Here is a 16,159-nt window from a genome sequence, read left to right on the forward strand (position 1 = left end):
TATTCTTTTGGCTACCCTGAAAATAAATATTCATGCGGAAGCTTGCCGTGCTACTGGATCCTCTACTTCAGTATCTCAATCATCTTCTACGACAAGATTTTTCTCGAAGCGACTTATATCTTTGTCAGCTCCTATCACAATCAATACATCACTTTCCTTGATTTCTTCCGTAGCTCCGGGAGAAACGATTATATCCTTATTACGTTTAATAGCTACTACGTTACACCCATATTGAGCACGTATATCCAAATCGATGAGAGATTTCCCGCTCATTTTACTTCCTGCTTTCACTTCCACAACGCTATGGTCATCAGAAAGTTCAATGTAATCGAGTATATTATTCGATATGATATTATGAGCGATTCTTCGACCCATATCCCTTTCAGGGTGCACAACATGGTCTGCTCCGATTTTATTCAGAACTTTTTCATGGTAATCGTTCTGAGCCTTCACCGTCAGAGTTTTGATACCAAGCTCTTTAAGTATGAGTGTAGTCAGGATACTTGCATGGATATTATCACCGATCGCAACAATGACATGGTCAATGTTACGAATCCCCAATTCACGGAGTACATTTTCATCCGTAGAGTCCGCAATTACAGCGTGAGATGCTATATCTTTGAATTCGTTTACCTTATCTTCGTCCGTATCAATCGCCAGTACGTTCATCCCTTCCTGGCTTAACTCCCTACATATACTGCCACCGAATCGGCCCAAACCGACTACAGCAAATTCTCTTTTCACTGATACCCCTCCTTCGCTTCTCACTTATTATCTCAAAAATAAGTGAGAAGGGCGAGGCCTTCTCACTTATTTTTTACCTTTAATATAATCTGCATCGAACAGAAACATCCTCATAAGTAGCGCCAATGAAGGTAGTAGCAGTAATAAACCCGCTATGAAAGCAATGACTAAAGCTAATCCCATAGCATCAGGGGTTACACTTTCCGAAATTGTTACGTGAGGATAAAGGAGGTAAGGTAACTTTGAAGCTCCATACCCGAAAAAGGCAAAAAAGAATTGGAACATGACTGATATGAATGCCCACCCGTATAACTTTTCACTATACACAAGAAACACCGTGATCAAATAGAACAGCACACTCAACCCGAACATCCACCAATAGTCGAACATACGGTTAAAGTGTTCCGGGTTATGCTGACTCAAGGCAATGAATACGGTCATGCTGGCAATGATAGTAGGGATACTCCAAAACAAAGCATATTTTCTTACGAGGGACAAAGCATCCGCGTCGTCCGCCCTATCTGCATAGTACGTCAGGAACATAGAACTTATATACAGAACGGAAACGATCGCTAAGAACACTACACTCCACGAGTAAGGGTTCAGTAGCAGCTCACCGAATTCAAGCCTGACCCCGCTCTCAGTAACATTCAGGAACCCTCCTTCGGAAATAGTGAGGGCAGTAGAGAGAGAAGCGGGAATAAATAGACCTGTAGCCCCGTAAAGGAACATATATACGGAATTATTTTTCGACCCATAGCTTTCAAATGCGTAGAACGATCCGCGAATAGCGATAAGAACAATCGCTATACTTCCCGGAATCAATAGAGCCTGGCCGAAAAAGTAAGCCATGTCAGGGAAGAAACCGACCAAACCAACGAAGAAGAAAACGAAAAATACGTTGGTGACTTCCCAGACAGGTGACAAGTATCGTGAAATCAATTTATTCATAATATGATCTTTTTTCGTGATTCTTGCGTAATAAGCGAAAAATCCTGCTCCAAAATCCACGGAAGCTACGATCAGATAACCATAAAGAAACAACCATAATACTGTAATCCCTATATACTCATATCCCATTATCGCTCCCCTCCTTTATCCACTTCTTTGTAAAGATGTTCCAGTTCAATTTCAGCAGGATGATTCTTGAACATCTTCCGGAGAACTACAAGCGTCCCCACACCAAGCACAAAATAAAGCAGGAAGAACAACAGGAACATAGCGCCTACATGCGGGGAGGTAGTCGCTCCTTCAGCCACGGTCATAAAGCCTCTCAATATCCAAGGCTGCCGGCCAATTTCTGCATAGATCCAGCCGAATTCTATAGCCAACATCGATAATGGTCCAATCGATGTTAATGCCCATATCATCCATTTATTATGGGGATTCCACCTTTTAATATAAGTCATGAGCACATAAAGGAATGTAATACCAAGAACAAACATCCCGATTGATACCATCAAGTCAAAAAAGTAATGGATCCATAAAGGAGGTTCTTCATCATCCGGAATCTGGTCAAGCCCGGTCACCTCAGCATTAAAGTCGCCGTATGCCAAGAAACTGAGCATGTTAGGAAGCCTGATGGCGCCGTTTATTTCATTATCTTCGCCGAGTGTGCCAAACAGGACGAGATCCGCTCCTTCTTCTGTTTCAAAGTGCCATTCGCCGGCAGCAAGTTTCTCGGGCTGATGCTCTGCCAGGAATTTCGCAGAAAGGTCTCCCGCGATAGCAGTAGAAATAGAAAAAACGAGCGTGGCGGTTACCGTAAGTTTCAAAGCGCGTTTCGCGTATTCCTGGTCCCGCTTAACAAGATAGGTGACTGCGGCAATAGTCGCAAGGATAGCAGCAGAAGCCATATAAGCGGACGAAACTACGTGAAATACTTTCGTAGGAGTGGCAGGATTGAACATAGCGGCTATCGGATTGATCGCATTGATGACTCCGTCTTCCATATTGAATCCTGCAGGTGTATTCATGAAGGCATTGACCGTCGTAATGAAAAACGCCGATAATGTACCACCAATGATAATTGGAATAGACAACCACCAGTGCGTCATAGGATTCTTGAAGCGATCCCATGTGTATAGATATGCTCCAAGGAAAATGGCTTCAAAAAAGAATGCGAAGGTCTCCATAAACAAAGGAAGAGCTATGACTTTACCCGCAAGTTGCATAAAACTTGGCCATAGTAACGATAATTGAAGACCGATCGCCGTCCCGGTTACGACTCCGACGGCTACAATGATAGTGAAACCCCGCGCCCACCGCTTGGCCATGAGTGAATAATATCGGTCTTTTTTCTTGATACCGATCAGTTCCGCTATGGAAATCATCACCGGCACACCAACACCGATTGTAGCGAAAATAATATGAAAAATCAGTGTCATTGCAGTCAGCATACGACTCAGCATCACGGAATCCAGTTCAACCATTCCTATTCCCCCTTACTACTGGTTTTATCAATGTATTGGAATTCTAAGATGAGACATCAACATAAGTGACAACTTTGTGACTAATTTCACAATACCTGTTATTTGTAACTATACCGTACTTACTGGAAATATGTCTACCAAAATACCCTATCCTTCTAGTAATTAAACAAAAAGCTGCCGGTTATACGGCAGCTTAAATCGCATCGAGCATCTGAAATTGTGATTTCACCAGTTCGTAATACTCCCCTTCTCTTTCCATTAATTCTTCATGGGAACCATTTTCAAGAATCTTTCCATCTTGTAAAACAAATATCCTGTCCGCTTCTCTGATGGTGGATAACCGGTGGGCAATCATTATAGCCGTCCGACCTTCGAGCAGTTTGTTCAATGCTTCCTGAATCCTCATTTCTGTTTCTGTATCGATACTTGAAGTAGCTTCATCTAGTATTAGAATGCGAGGATCAGCCAGAAGCGCTCGTGCAAAGGATAATAATTGCCTTTCGCCTGCTGAGAGTATATTCCCCCGTTCTTCGACTTCTGTGAAATAACCTTCCGGAAGACGCTCAATGAAATCATCTGCACCTACAACCTTCGCAGCTTCTTTCACCTCTTCATCCTCTGCATCCGGTCTTCCAAAACGTATGTTTTCCATGATCGTACCGGAAAAAACGAACGTATCCTGAAGAACTACACTGATCTGAGAACGGACACTCTCGATCGTCGCATCCTGAAGATCGATACCATCTATTTTGACACGGCCCTCTGTAGGGTCGTAAAACCTGCTGATCAGGTTCGCGATGGTCGATTTACCAGACCCGGTATGCCCGACGAGAGCTACCGTTTCGCCCTGTTTCATTTCTAATGACAAATCAGGTATCGCTATTCTTTTATCATCATATGCGAATTGTACCCGGTCAAATTCAATGTGTCCTTTCATATCCATAATTTCCACAGCATTTTCTTTCTCCTTCACATTCGGCTGTTCATCGAGAAATTCAAAGATCCTTTCTGAAGCTGCCATAGCCATAAGAAGCTGATTGTACATTTGGCCAAGTCGTGAAATGGGCTCCCAGAACATACCAAGGAAGAAAGAGAAAGAGACGAATGTACCGATGGTGATATCCCCTGCAAGAATAAGATGGGCTCCATATGCAAGAAGTATGACTGTACCTACTGCATTACTCATTTCCACGAATGGACGAAACATAGCACTTTTTCTGGACGCATCATTCCAGGCTTGAAAATTAGTGGTATTGATTCCTTCGAAGTACTCGGCATTCTCATTTTCCTGAGCGAACGCTTGAGTGATCCTCATACCCTGAAGACTTTCATTCAGATGAGAATTGAGCTTCGACTGTTCAATACGAACCGTTTGCCAGGAACGCCGGATATTTCTTCGTAGTTTCGTCGAAATATAAAACATAATCGGAATAATGATCAGCACCGCCAGAGCCAATTTCGGACTGAGGGCGAATAGTAACACGATGATTCCTGAGAGTAGCACGATGTCCATCAGAACATTTATTATCCCATTCGTGAATAATTCCTGCAGAGAATTGATGTCATTCATGATTCTTACCAGAATCGATCCCGCCGATTTGGTATCAAAAAAACGATGGGATAATCGTTGAACATGGGAAAAGAGATGCTGTCTCAAGTCATAAATGACGTTTTGTCCCAATATGTTTACGTATTTGATGCGAAGTAAATTTCCTACATAATTGAACAGATACATGACTGATATCCCTATCACGATCCACACAAGCAACCTGATGTTTTCATCCGCAATGGCTACATCAAAAGCTACCCGCCCGATGATAACCGGTACAAACATACGCACCAGCGTAGATACGAGCATAGCTACAATTGCAATCGGCAATAAGGTTTTTGTGTAGGGACGTACATATTTCAAAAGTCTCAGCAACTGTGTCCAATTGAAAGGCTTTTCTATAGCGTTATCTTCTGTATATTGAAATCGCTCCAGGTGTTTCTTATTACGGGCCATCCTTCTTCCTCCTTTCTATCTTGGTGACGTTTTCATTATTTTTTCTTTGTCTTTATATTGAATATCATAAATCCTCTGATAAATACCTCCGTTTGTAAGGAGCTCTTCATGTTTTCCTCTTTCTGCGATCTCCCCGTTTTCAAGTACGAGAATTTCATCAGCGTGCTTCAGTGAAGAAATACGGTGAGCTATAATGAAAGTGGTTCTTCCACTCATAACTTCCTTAAGAGCCATTTGGATTTTGAATTCCGTATCCATATCCACAGCGGACGTCGCATCATCAAGGATAAGCACCGCAGGGTCGACTAAGATAGCTCTGGCGATGGCGATTCTCTGTTTCTGACCACCGGAGAGCCCCATCCCCCGTTCTCCCAAAAGAGTGTCATATCCATAAGGTGTATCCATAATGAACTCATGAGCCTGGGCCCTTTTAGAAGAATCTATGATTTCGCTCTCTGTCGCAAGAGGATTTCCGTAAGCGATATTCTCTTTAATCGTCGTCGAGAACAGGAATGATTCCTGTAACACAAACCCTATATTCCTCCTAAGCTGCTGCAGGTCGTACTCCTCCACCGGCTTCCCGTCTACATATACCTGCCCTGATTCGGGTTCATAGAATCTCGTCAACACTTGAGTCAGACTGGTCTTTCCGGAGCCTGTCGCACCGATCAGTCCGACAGTCGTCCCCGCAGGAGCGTCGAAGGTGATATGACTTAACGCTCTTTCTTCTTCACCAGGGTACGTCAATGTAACATCACGGAAAGATACAGAACCTTTCAATTTATTCTCTTTTGCCGAAGGGGCGTTGATGATGTCTTCATCTTCCTCCAAAATACTTAATAAACGTTCTCCAGAAGCCTTGGATTGAGAAAACAGGTTAATGACAAAACCGAAGTTCATAAGTGGCCCGAGTATATACCACACGAGACTGAAAAATGCGACAAGCTCACCAAGTTGCAGCTCACCGGTCGTGACTAGATAGCCGCCGAATGCGAGCAATGCCACTACACAGACGTTTCCGATGAACTCCATAAGTGGGAAGAACTTCGCCCAAATGTTCGAGGTAGCAATGTAAGTTTGCCGATAGTGATCGCTCCTGTTCAAAAACCGCTCTACTTCAAAGTCTTCACGGGACAAAGATTTCACTGTATTCATTCCGCTAATATTTTCCTGTACTCTGGTATTCAGTTTTCCATATGATTTTCGTATCTTCCGGAAAGCAGGGTGCACGCGGCGATCAAATCGGAACACTACAACGATAAGAAACGGCATCGCCGCCATCGTCACCAATGCCAGCGGAACCGAATAATAAAACATAACGGAAAGGCTGACAGTTATCAGTAAAACAATCCGGATGAATTCCGAAAATCCGAATGATAGGAAAAAGCGGAAGCCGTCCACATCAGCCGTGAGTTTCGACATAATATCCCCCGTACTGGCATTATCATAATAACGGAAAGAAAGTCGTTGCAGCTTTTTATATAAAGCTTCTCTTAACGTATAAACGGCCTTGATACCAAAGTAATCACCTAAATATTGATGGAAATATGTAGCCACGGCTTTGATTCCCATCAAAACAAGGAAAATAGCACTGATATAAGGAATCCAAGAATACTGTCCATCTATAATCACTTTATCTATAGTTACTTGCAGTACAATCGGATACACTACAGTAATCCCCGTAACGAATAATAAAGCGAACAAAGACCATAATAACCAGGATTTATAAGGCCAGTAAAATTGTTTCAATTTCTTAAAAGTTTCCATATTTTTCACCTCATTTTCCATTACTTTAAATATATCGGTTTTCGAAATAAAATACCAGTAATCTGTCAGTTTTTTTCAAAAAATGAATCAATAGATTATTAGCATCTTTTGAAGGGTATTGTTGATTTCAGTACTGGTTTTTTATATGATGCCTTAAGAAGAAAGGAGTGAGTTCATGGAAATTTTCGGCCTTGAATTTGATTTATCCGAAATTATCAGTACGATTGTACCAGTAATACTTGAGTTGATTTTGTTGCTCATCGCATTTGCGATTATCAAACCAGTAGGTTCTAAAGCTATCTCGAAATCGATGGAAACGATGGGGGCAAAGAAAAATTTGACCCCGGGGCGTACAAATACCCTGGAAAAACTGAGCATCAATGTGTTTTCTTATACTTTGATCTTCATACTTTTCATCATGCTTCTGGGTGCAGTTAACATCGACATCGGCCCATTGCTCGCAGGGGCGGGTATCATAGGTCTTGCAGTAGCTTTCGGTGCTCAGAATCTGGTTGCGGATGTAGTGACAGGATTCTTCCTGCTTCTGGAGCGTCAAGTGGAAGTGGATGACTATGTAACAGTCGGAAGTTATGAAGGGATCGTCGAAGAAGTCGGTATTCGGACCACTAAAGTCCGTGGTTTCGACGGCACCCTTCATTTTGTACCTAACCGTCTTATCGAAGGAGTCAGCAACCACTCTCGTGGTAATATGCGCGCACTAGTTGATATTGGAATCTCGTATGATGATAATATTGATGAAGCGATGAAAGTGTTGCAGAAAATCGCGGATCGTTTCAAAGAGGATGAACGCTTCATAGAAGGGCCGGACGTGCTCGGTGTGCAGAGCATCGGCTCCTCGGATATAGTCATCCGTATTCTCGGTCAAACGAAGAATATGGAACAGTGGAGTGTCGAGCGGGATATGCGGAAAGCGATCAAAGAAGCTCTTGATGAAGCTGGCATTGACATCCCGTTTCCACATCAGGTCAATATTTACAAAAATAGCGAAGAAAAAAAGGAAGTAGCCAGATAACATTTGTATCACTAATCATACAAAAAGCTGCCGGAGTCCCGGCAGCTTTTTTTGTTCCCTTCCGTACTCTTTAGGTTTAAAGATGGTACAGGGTGTCTGTTACAATAGAAATTCCATATTCAAGTGCTTCTTCCTTAGGCGTTAATGTCGACTGATGCAGACCGGCCTCCGAATCTACTCCAAGCCAGAACATAAAACCGGGGATCTCTTTAAGCATATATCCGAAATCCTCCCCGGTCATTGCACGATCCGCTTCTTTCCATTCGTACCCGAGTTCATCCATAAGTTGTATGAACTTTCCTGTTACAGTTTCATCATTGTAGACTTGATGGTAATTGGAGCCGTAATCGATTGTTATAGTGCAGTCATTAGAGATTTCCATGCCTCTTACTAATTTTTCGATCTCCGTCTTCACTTCCTCCATAATACTGCTCGATGTGGTACGGATCGTCCCTTCCAGCCGAGCGGTTTCTGCAATAATATTCTGAACCGTACCTGCTTCTACTTTTCCTATAGTTACAACAGCGCTTTCTAATGGGTCCACCCTCCTTGCAACAATCTGTTGGAGTTGTGTAACGTAAGAACTCGCAGCGACAATCATATCTTTAGTACGATGCGGATAAGCAGCGTGCCCTCCCACACCCTTAAAATCGATGAAAAGTTCGCTAGTATTCGCAAACAACAGACCCGGTTTTACAGAAAGGGTCCGTGCAGGAAGTTCAGGAGCGATATGCAAAGCGAAAATTTCATCCGGACGCCATTTTTTCATCGGTTCTGACTGTAACATAGGCTCTGCCCCTCCAGGACCTTCTTCAGCTGGCTGAAATAGAAACAGCACATTGTTTTCAGGTGGATGCTCCGCCATTTTCTCGAGAGCCCCTAAAGCTATTGTCATATGAAAATCATGTCCACAGGCATGCATCCTTCCTTCATGTACAGAAGAGAACTCATAACCGGTTTCCTCTTGGAGAGGCAAGCCATCAATGTCCGTCCTATAGCCTATCGTTTTCTCCGGGACCGTGCCTTTCACAAACACGAAGATACCTGTACGCCACGTCTCTACTTCCAAGTGATTCTGAGGCATCTCGGAGATGAAACTGAGCAGCGTTTTCTGTGTTTTAACTTCTTCAAATCCAAGCTCTGGAATCTGATGAAGAGTTCTTCTAGTATTGATATAATCCATTTTCACCCTCCTCACAACAAAAGCTGCCCTTCCTAAGGGCAGCTTTTGGCCGATTTTATTTCAGTTTACGAAGCTCCTGCATAATCTCCGTCTTCGATTTTGTCTGATCGTCGATATCTTTAAGTTTTCGAGCCGGAGAACCTGCAACAAGAGTATTCGGCTCAACGTCTTCTGTGACGATAGCACCTGCAGCTACAACTGCTCCTTCTCCTACAGTAACCCCTTCAAGGATGACCGCATTAGCACCGACAACCACTCCATCTTCGACTACGACGGGTTTAGCGGAAGGAGGCTCTATTACGCCTGCAAGTACAGCACCTGCACCTATATGGCAGTTCTTACCTACAGTTGCACGCCCTCCTAACACCACGTTCATGTCAATCATCGTTTTTTCTCCAACGACTGACCCGATGTTGATGGAAGAACCATACATGATCACTGCACCGTCTCCGATTTCCACCTGATCACGAATAATCGCGCCAGGCTCGATACGCGCATTGATATCTTTAAGATCGAGAAGCGGAATCGCTGAATTTCGACGATTGTTTTCTACTTCATAGTCCTGGATTTTCGATTCATTCGCTTTAAGAACGGCCTGTACTGCATCCCACTCTCCGAAAAGCACACCGGAGTCTCCCGAGATGAAGTCACGGACCTCTTTTCCGTAATCGATCTCAGACAGGTTTTCACCTTTCACATATACTTTCACAGGAGTCGACTTCTCACTGTTTGATATAAAGCTGATGATTTCTTTCGCATCCATTTGATTCACAATAACGCCTCCTTATGTATTCTTTCCTTCTCTACTTTATCAAAGCACCTATACCGTGACAAGAATTAAGCAAGGAGACGTCTCCCCTTACTTATTCTTGGATTCGTGATAGCTTTTACTTACATTCTTCAATATTTCTCTGCGAGTAACGATACCGTCAAATTCTCTGTTTTCTCCTGTAACGCAAATGAACGGATGATCAATTAACTTGTGCAGAGCATCTATAAATGTATGTTCTTTTTTCAGGCAAGGCACTTCTTTATCCATCACTTTATGAACCGGGATATCAGAAAGCCTGTTCATTTCGAATTGCTCAAGACCCAATGCCTCTTCCAAAATCTTAGTTTTGCTAATTACTCCTTCGAACTGAAAGTGGGGGTTTAAGACGGGGACTGAGGAATAGCCCGTTTTTATAAGGACGAGCAATGCATGTTCCAGAGGGTTTCCTGATTGAACGTGTGCCACTTTTTCGGAAGAAATCATAAGATCTTCCACCAGCAACATCTCATTTTGTTCTCTTTCCATTTGTAACATAAACTTTTCACTCCTTATTCTCTTTCCATTACAGGAGTTCCTTACTCATAATACCATATTCTCTGGTCAAAAACGAATCTCGTTCTGCCCTTTCATCTAATTCCTTTAATAGGGAAAAGATAAACTTCATTTAACTTTTCCCGTTATTAGCGTATAATAATATCATGATGATTAATTGGAGATGATGTCTTGGAAACACATATATTCACAAAGAAAGAGGAAGTTGCAAATGCCATCACCCACGGTGTAGGTGCTATCCTCAGTATAGCAATGCTCGTATTACTCATAACTTTCTCAAGTTTAGACGGAAGTTTCTGGAAAATTACTGCAGCTACGATATATGGTGCAACGATGCTTCTGTTATTTTTGTCCTCAACGCTGGTCCACAGTTTTCCTCAGGGAAAAGTAAAAGATCTTTTCGAAATTTTCGACCATGCTTCCATCTATTTGTTCATAGCTGGTTCGTACACACCGATTCTCCTAATCCCGCTTCGAGGGGAACTCGGATGGACGTTATTCGGAATCGTATGGAGTGCAGCTATCATCGGAGTAATATTCAAAATTTTCTTCGTCAAAAAATTTGTTGTACTTTCCACACTTCTATACGTTCTAATGGGATGGATGATAGTTTTTGCATGGGATGCTCTGACTGCTTCCCTTGCGCCGGGAGGGCTTACTTTTCTCATAGCCGGCGGTCTTGCCTACACGATCGGTGCAGTGTTCTACGTGTGGCGTGGTTTTATCCATCATCACATGGTATGGCATCTATTCGTGCTGATCGGGGCTGTCCTTCACTTTGTTACAATCTTCTTCTATATCATTTAGAAGACCTTAAGCGGGTAGACTCCGCTTAAGGTCTTTTTTAATGAAGATCATGTTAAAGCTGTTGGTGATTATAAAAACACAGGTTCGATCAAAATGGAAATTGGTTCAGCCATTGCCCCCCATCAAGTGTGACAACCTCTCCGTTCATATATGCTGCATCTGTGGACAAGATAAATGCCGCCAACTTGGCTATCTCTTCCGGTGTGCCCAGACGCCCAAGAGGAACAGAGGCAAGTGTACGTTCATATGCTTTTTCTGATTGAAATAATTTTTCGGCTCCTCCGGTTCTCTCAATCGGTCCGGGTGCAATCGCATTGACTCTCATCCCGAACCGTCGCCCCCATTCGACTGCTAGAGTTCTTGTCATCGTAAGAACGCCTGATTTAGCTGCTGCAGAATGGACGACTCCCGCGCCTGCATTCCAGGCATATGTAGCGACCATATTAAGTATATTTCCCTTTCTTCCGTTCCTGATCCAGTAATTAGCGACTTCCTGGCTACAATAAAAAGTTCCGTTCAAAACGATATCTATCACAGACTTCCACCCGTTTGCAGACATCTCTTCCGCTTTTTGGATGAAATTACCGGCTGCATTATTCACCAAATGATCGATATCCCCGAACTTTTCGTGGGTCGTTTCCACCATTCTCTTTACATCCTCCGGGTCCCGAACATCCATAACTATTCTCAGTATTCGTTCCTGATCCATGGAATCTTTAAGGGCCTCCTGCAATTTTTCTTCATTCCTTCCGGTGATTACGACATTTGCACCGAGGTCAAGAAAATGTTGCGCCATTCCGAGCCCCATCCCGCTAGAACCACCTGTAACAATTACCGTTTCTTTATTCATATTCATCATTCCCTTCTTTACTAGATTATTTCGACACAAAAAAATGAATACCTGCTCATTTTGAGGAATTCGACATTTTTGTTAAACCGTCGAAGGCAATCTATCTTTCATGGTACAATGTACTCTGAAAGAAGGGATTTAATTATGAAGAGAATAGTCACCTTTCTTGTTCTTCTGATACTTGCCGGTTGTGTAAGTTCTGATATTAAAACCAACATGTCCCGCGATATCATCGAACTTTCGGCTACAAACCAGCACGGGGAAAAGATCAACATACAAGAAGAAGTGCAGGGAGAGTACTGGGTAGCTAATATGATCTTCACAAGCTGTACAACAGTCTGTCCTCCTATGACCGGAAATATGGCACGTCTCCAGAATGAACTCGACGACGAAGGATTAAATACAAAACTCGCCTCCTTCTCCGTAGACCCCGAGACAGATGATGTACAAACACTGAAGGACTTTGCAGATGATTATAACCCCGACTACGATCGTTGGAGTTTTTTCACAGGATATTCGTTCGAAAAAGCGAAAGAACTGTCTATCAAATCTTTCCAGTCCCCTCTGGAGAAATTGGAGAACTCGAACCAATTTGCTCATGCGACCGGATTTTTTCTGATTACACCTGAAGGGAAAGTCGTCAAAAACTATAAAGGAACAAATGTGGAGGCAATGGATAAAATTATAAAAGATCTGGAACAATTGAATTAATCCTGAGTTTCTTTTGCAATATTGATGGGGTATGGATACAATAGAAGAAATACAGTCAGAAAGGAGAAGGTCATGAAAGAAAAAACTCCAGATTTACGTAACATTGCAGAGTCTCTGTTTATTGTGAACCGTCATGCCAAGACAGCGCCTGATCCTAGACAGCTTTATGAATTGAAAAAACAGACGGTTTCAAAATTGATACAGGAAAAGAAGGCAAAGAAAATCGGTCTTCATTACTCCGATCGTCCCCGGTTAAGCCAACAACATTCTATTCTGCTGATTGAAGTCGCTGGATACTATTTCCACATACCTGCCGAAAAAAAAGATTTTCAGGAACTGAAACATTTAGGCAAAGTCGACACCACTTATCGAAACCCTAAACCGAAGCTTTCTCTTTCTAAATCAAAACGCATCCTCCAACAATATCTCGGCAAACAGATAAATACCGCCCCTCGACCTTCAGCTTACGGAAGTATGCTCGGAAATCAACAGGTAGTTCCATGGAATCAGCGCGTTCGCCGCTAGACCTCTCTTTTTTGAACCTTAAGTTCATTGATTAAATTACCAGTAAATTATCGCTGCTTGATTCCCACTTAAAAAAGGCGTCCATCGAGGAACGCCTTTTTCTTTTTGCTTTAGGCTCTGTTAAAGCCTGATGTTGATTTCAGAACGAAGGGTGGAGAGGCCTGCGGGAGAAGCATGAACTTAAAAATCACCGGAATCGAACATAGGGAGATTCCGGAAGTTTTTGTCATGCCCGCGGCAAGCTTCCACCCGTAGAGATAAATATCAACAAGGAACGATAACAGAGCCTTGCTTTATAATATGTTGCGATCGATCACATTTATAAGATCCACTATTTCCGGCTTCGAAACTTGAGCGTTCGCACCGACCTTTTCTCCCTTATGTCGTAAGTCATCAGTGATCAGCGAAGAAAAAATGACTACAGGTAGTCCCTGAAGGTTCTCATCCTCTTTTATAAGCTTTGTAAATCGGTGCCCATCCATCCTCGGCATCTCAATATCCGTAATAATGAGCTGATATTCTTCATGAGGATTTTTTCCATCGTCCGCAAGGGATTGAAGATGATGATAAGCTTCCTCCCCGTCTTCAAATACAATAGTATGATAATACCCTGCCTCTTTAAGCGTTTCCTGGAGCATAGCTCTCAGCAATCCGGAATCTTCCGCGATCATAATCCTTTTTGAAGAACGTTCACGCTCTCCAAGGACCGAAATCTGTTCTTTATGGATCGTGCTTTCAGGGCTGATGTCCGCAACTATTTTTTCAAAGTCGAGCAACAAAAGCATGTCCTCTTCCCTTTTGATGATTCCTGTAAGTTGTGTTTCTAATCCCTGATACATTCTCCCCGGTTTTTCTATCTGTTCCCAGGAGATGCGATGGATTTGGGTCACATTATGTACATGAAACACGATTTTAGCCTTATTGAACTCAGCCAAAATGAATTTATCCTGTTTCTGGTCCTCTGAATCTGCGAACCCCAAGGCGTTAGTTAAATTCACGACTGTAACCACTTCTCCTCTGATGTCGATGATGCCTTCCACAGAGGGATGAGAATGCGGAACTTTTGTCACCTCTGTAGGAACAAGAATTTCTTTCACCTTGATGACATTGATTCCGAAACGATTTTCACCTATCGTAAATTCTACAATTTCGAGCTCATTCGTTCCGGTTTCTGTCAAAACCCCTTCATTTACTGCCATAGTCATCGCTTCCTCTCTTTCAAACTCCTTCTTTCCTTTACTATCGGACTTTCTGCTCAAGATTAAATCTTTCTTCAAAATAAAACCCGCACCTTCAATTCGAGAAAGCGCGGGTTCTATGATATTATCAGTTTGTCAGTCTTTTGGATTTACTATTTTCATATGTTTTTCATCAATTTGCTTTTCGATTTTTTCGATCTGTTTCTCGTCACTCCACAATTGCTCTCTGTTTTGGCGTACGAGATCTTGAAAGGAGACGCGCTGTGGTCTCATAGTAGTTCACTCCTTGTGTTTGATGGCTAAACATATTATAACACGTACCTTATTCTGATAACGCTGAATTGTTTGAAAATTTCGCGACATTTTATGAAAGGGGAAACAACTATGGAGCATCTCTTAAATAAAGAAGTCAAACAGTTGCAAATATCCGGAATCCGCCAATTCTTCAACATGGTCCAAGGCTATGAGGATGTTATATCCCTTACTATAGGACAGCCGGATTTGCACACGCCAGAACCTGTAAAACAGGCCGCTATCACCTCCCTGCATGAAAATAAAACCGTCTACACCCCCAATGCAGGTATTCCTGAGTTGAGGGAGGCCATTTCCGACGATGTAAAAAAATACGGTCTTTCCTATGAGGGGGATTCAGAAGTCATTGTAACGGTGGGAGCGTCAGAGGCAATCGATATCAGTTTACGTACCATTCTCGTGCCTGGGGATGAGGTACTGCTTCCTTCACCGGTATATCCAGGCTATGAACCTCTTATACGCCTGGCCGGAGCGACACCTGTTCATATCGACATTGAAAATGATCATTTCATTTTTACGAAAGAGGCAATTGAAGAAAATATAACTGAAAAAACAAAAGCGATCATCTTGCCTTATCCATCGAACCCTACTGGCGTTTCTCCTTCTCAGGAACAGTTAAAAGAAATCGCCGATTATATAAAGGAAAAAGAATTGTTCATTGTAGCTGACGAAATTTATAGTGAACTTGTTTATGATGCGCCTCATACTTCCCTTGCATCTTTCCCGGGGATGAAAGACAAAGTCATTGTCATCAATGGGGTCAGCAAGTCTTTTTCCATGACCGGCTTCAGAATTGGATATGTACTTGCTCCTGCCTGGCTTAGAAAACATCTATTGAAAGTCCATCAATACAATGTTTCCTGTGCTTCTTCAATTAGTCAATACGCTGCTCTTGAAGCTCTGAGGAATAATCAGGACCAAATCAGAATAATGAAAGATACATATAACGAGCGTCGTAACTTCGTCCTTAATAGGCTGGAGGAAATGGGACTTGAATATGTCAGACCACAAGGCGCTTTTTATGTTTTTGTCAAACTCCCCTCTTCAAAAAGCACGTTCGATACTGCGGTGGACCTGGTAGAAAAAGCCGGAGTGGCTCTCGTACCAGGGAGTGCCTTCTCTGAAGGAGGAGAAGGGTACATGCGTTTATCATATGCCTATGATTTAGATACCCTGAGAACCGGACTGGAACGATTAGAGAAATATATCGATCATCAATGATAGTAGTAGAAAGCCCATCTATGCTATAATTGCAGTAGTATGAGCA

At 42.6% G+C, this 16,159-nt stretch carries 16 protein-coding genes; 5 read left to right on the plus strand and 11 right to left on the minus strand.

The window, feature by feature from the left end:
• Positions 1-75: 75 nt before the first annotated feature.
• The 5 genes from BW944_RS02710 to BW944_RS02730 form a co-directional block, all read right to left on the minus strand.
• Positions 76-744 (minus strand): potassium channel family protein, encoded by a 669-nt coding sequence (locus BW944_RS02710; RefSeq protein ID WP_076556798.1) that lies wholly within the window; start codon positions 742-744, stop codon positions 76-78.
• A gap of 66 nt (positions 745-810) precedes the next feature.
• A complete protein-coding gene (locus tag BW944_RS02715) occupies positions 811-1,824 on the minus strand; it encodes a cytochrome d ubiquinol oxidase subunit II (RefSeq protein WP_076556799.1) in 1,014 nt (337 codons plus the stop codon).
• Positions 1,824-3,176, minus strand: coding sequence for a cytochrome ubiquinol oxidase subunit I (locus BW944_RS02720; protein ID WP_076556800.1), 1,353 nt, complete (start codon positions 3,174-3,176; stop codon positions 1,824-1,826). Before BW944_RS02720 ends, BW944_RS02715 begins: the two co-directional genes overlap by 1 nt.
• 193 nt (positions 3,177-3,369) lie before the next feature.
• Positions 3,370-5,181, minus strand: a complete 1,812-nt coding sequence (locus BW944_RS02725; protein WP_076556801.1) for an ABC transporter ATP-binding protein — start codon at positions 5,179-5,181, stop codon at positions 3,370-3,372.
• 15 nt (positions 5,182-5,196) lie between these two features.
• Entirely contained in the window at positions 5,197-6,948 is a 1,752-nt protein-coding gene (locus BW944_RS02730) for an ABC transporter ATP-binding protein (protein WP_076556802.1), read from the minus strand.
• Between the two features lie 175 nt (positions 6,949-7,123).
• Here BW944_RS02730 and BW944_RS02735 point away from each other — a divergent pair, with 175 nt between their 5' ends.
• Positions 7,124-7,981: a mechanosensitive ion channel family protein gene (locus tag BW944_RS02735; RefSeq protein ID WP_200806486.1), complete on the plus strand. Its 858-nt coding sequence runs from the start codon at positions 7,124-7,126 to the stop codon at positions 7,979-7,981.
• Positions 7,982-8,057: 76 nt separating this feature from the next.
• Here BW944_RS02735 and BW944_RS02740 read toward each other — a convergent pair whose 3' ends face one another.
• From BW944_RS02740 to cbpB, 3 genes are all read right to left on the minus strand, one after another.
• Complete coding sequence (locus BW944_RS02740) at positions 8,058-9,164, minus strand: N-acetyldiaminopimelate deacetylase (protein ID WP_076556803.1); 1,107 nt, start codon at positions 9,162-9,164, stop codon at positions 8,058-8,060.
• A 55-nt stretch (positions 9,165-9,219) separates the two neighbouring features.
• Positions 9,220-9,936, minus strand: a complete 717-nt coding sequence (gene dapD / locus BW944_RS02745; protein WP_143525636.1) for a 2,3,4,5-tetrahydropyridine-2,6-dicarboxylate N-acetyltransferase — start codon at positions 9,934-9,936, stop codon at positions 9,220-9,222.
• A gap of 87 nt (positions 9,937-10,023) precedes the next feature.
• Positions 10,024-10,470, minus strand: coding sequence for a cyclic-di-AMP-binding protein CbpB (gene cbpB, locus BW944_RS02750; RefSeq protein WP_076556804.1), 447 nt, complete (start codon positions 10,468-10,470; stop codon positions 10,024-10,026).
• 189 nt (positions 10,471-10,659) lie between these two features.
• Here cbpB and trhA point away from each other — a divergent pair, with 189 nt between their 5' ends.
• On the plus strand, positions 10,660-11,295 hold the full coding sequence (gene trhA / locus BW944_RS02755) for a PAQR family membrane homeostasis protein TrhA (protein ID WP_076556805.1): 636 nt from the start codon (positions 10,660-10,662) through the stop codon (positions 11,293-11,295).
• Between the two features lie 88 nt (positions 11,296-11,383).
• On the opposite strand, the gene fadH is transcribed toward trhA, so the two are convergent.
• The gene (gene fadH, locus BW944_RS02760) at positions 11,384-12,145 is read right to left on the minus strand and encodes a 2,4-dienoyl-CoA reductase (RefSeq protein ID WP_076556915.1); all 762 of its coding nucleotides are present in this window, start codon (positions 12,143-12,145) and stop codon (positions 11,384-11,386) included.
• A gap of 144 nt (positions 12,146-12,289) precedes the next feature.
• Between fadH and BW944_RS02765 the strand changes: the two genes are divergently transcribed.
• Both BW944_RS02765 and BW944_RS02770 read left to right on the plus strand, forming a co-directional pair.
• Complete coding sequence (locus tag BW944_RS02765; RefSeq protein WP_076556806.1) at positions 12,290-12,856, plus strand: SCO family protein; 567 nt, start codon at positions 12,290-12,292, stop codon at positions 12,854-12,856.
• Between the two features lie 72 nt (positions 12,857-12,928).
• A complete protein-coding gene (locus BW944_RS02770) occupies positions 12,929-13,381 on the plus strand; it encodes a YkyB family protein (RefSeq protein WP_076556807.1) in 453 nt (150 codons plus the stop codon).
• Positions 13,382-13,674: 293 nt separating this feature from the next.
• Here BW944_RS02770 and BW944_RS02775 read toward each other — a convergent pair whose 3' ends face one another.
• On the minus strand, positions 13,675-14,580 hold the full coding sequence (locus BW944_RS02775; protein ID WP_076556808.1) for a chemotaxis protein: 906 nt from the start codon (positions 14,578-14,580) through the stop codon (positions 13,675-13,677).
• A 135-nt stretch (positions 14,581-14,715) separates the two neighbouring features.
• Positions 14,716-14,853: an FbpB family small basic protein gene (locus tag BW944_RS02780; protein WP_076556809.1), complete on the minus strand. Its 138-nt coding sequence runs from the start codon at positions 14,851-14,853 to the stop codon at positions 14,716-14,718.
• A gap of 111 nt (positions 14,854-14,964) precedes the next feature.
• Between BW944_RS02780 and BW944_RS02785 the strand changes: the two genes are divergently transcribed.
• Positions 14,965-16,113, plus strand: coding sequence for an aminotransferase A (locus tag BW944_RS02785; protein ID WP_076556810.1), 1,149 nt, complete (start codon positions 14,965-14,967; stop codon positions 16,111-16,113).
• The last annotated feature ends 46 nt before the right edge of the window (positions 16,114-16,159 follow it).

The organism is Salimicrobium flavidum, assembly GCF_900156645.1.
GTDB classification, from domain to species: domain Bacteria; phylum Bacillota; class Bacilli; order Bacillales; family Halobacillaceae; genus Salimicrobium; species Salimicrobium flavidum.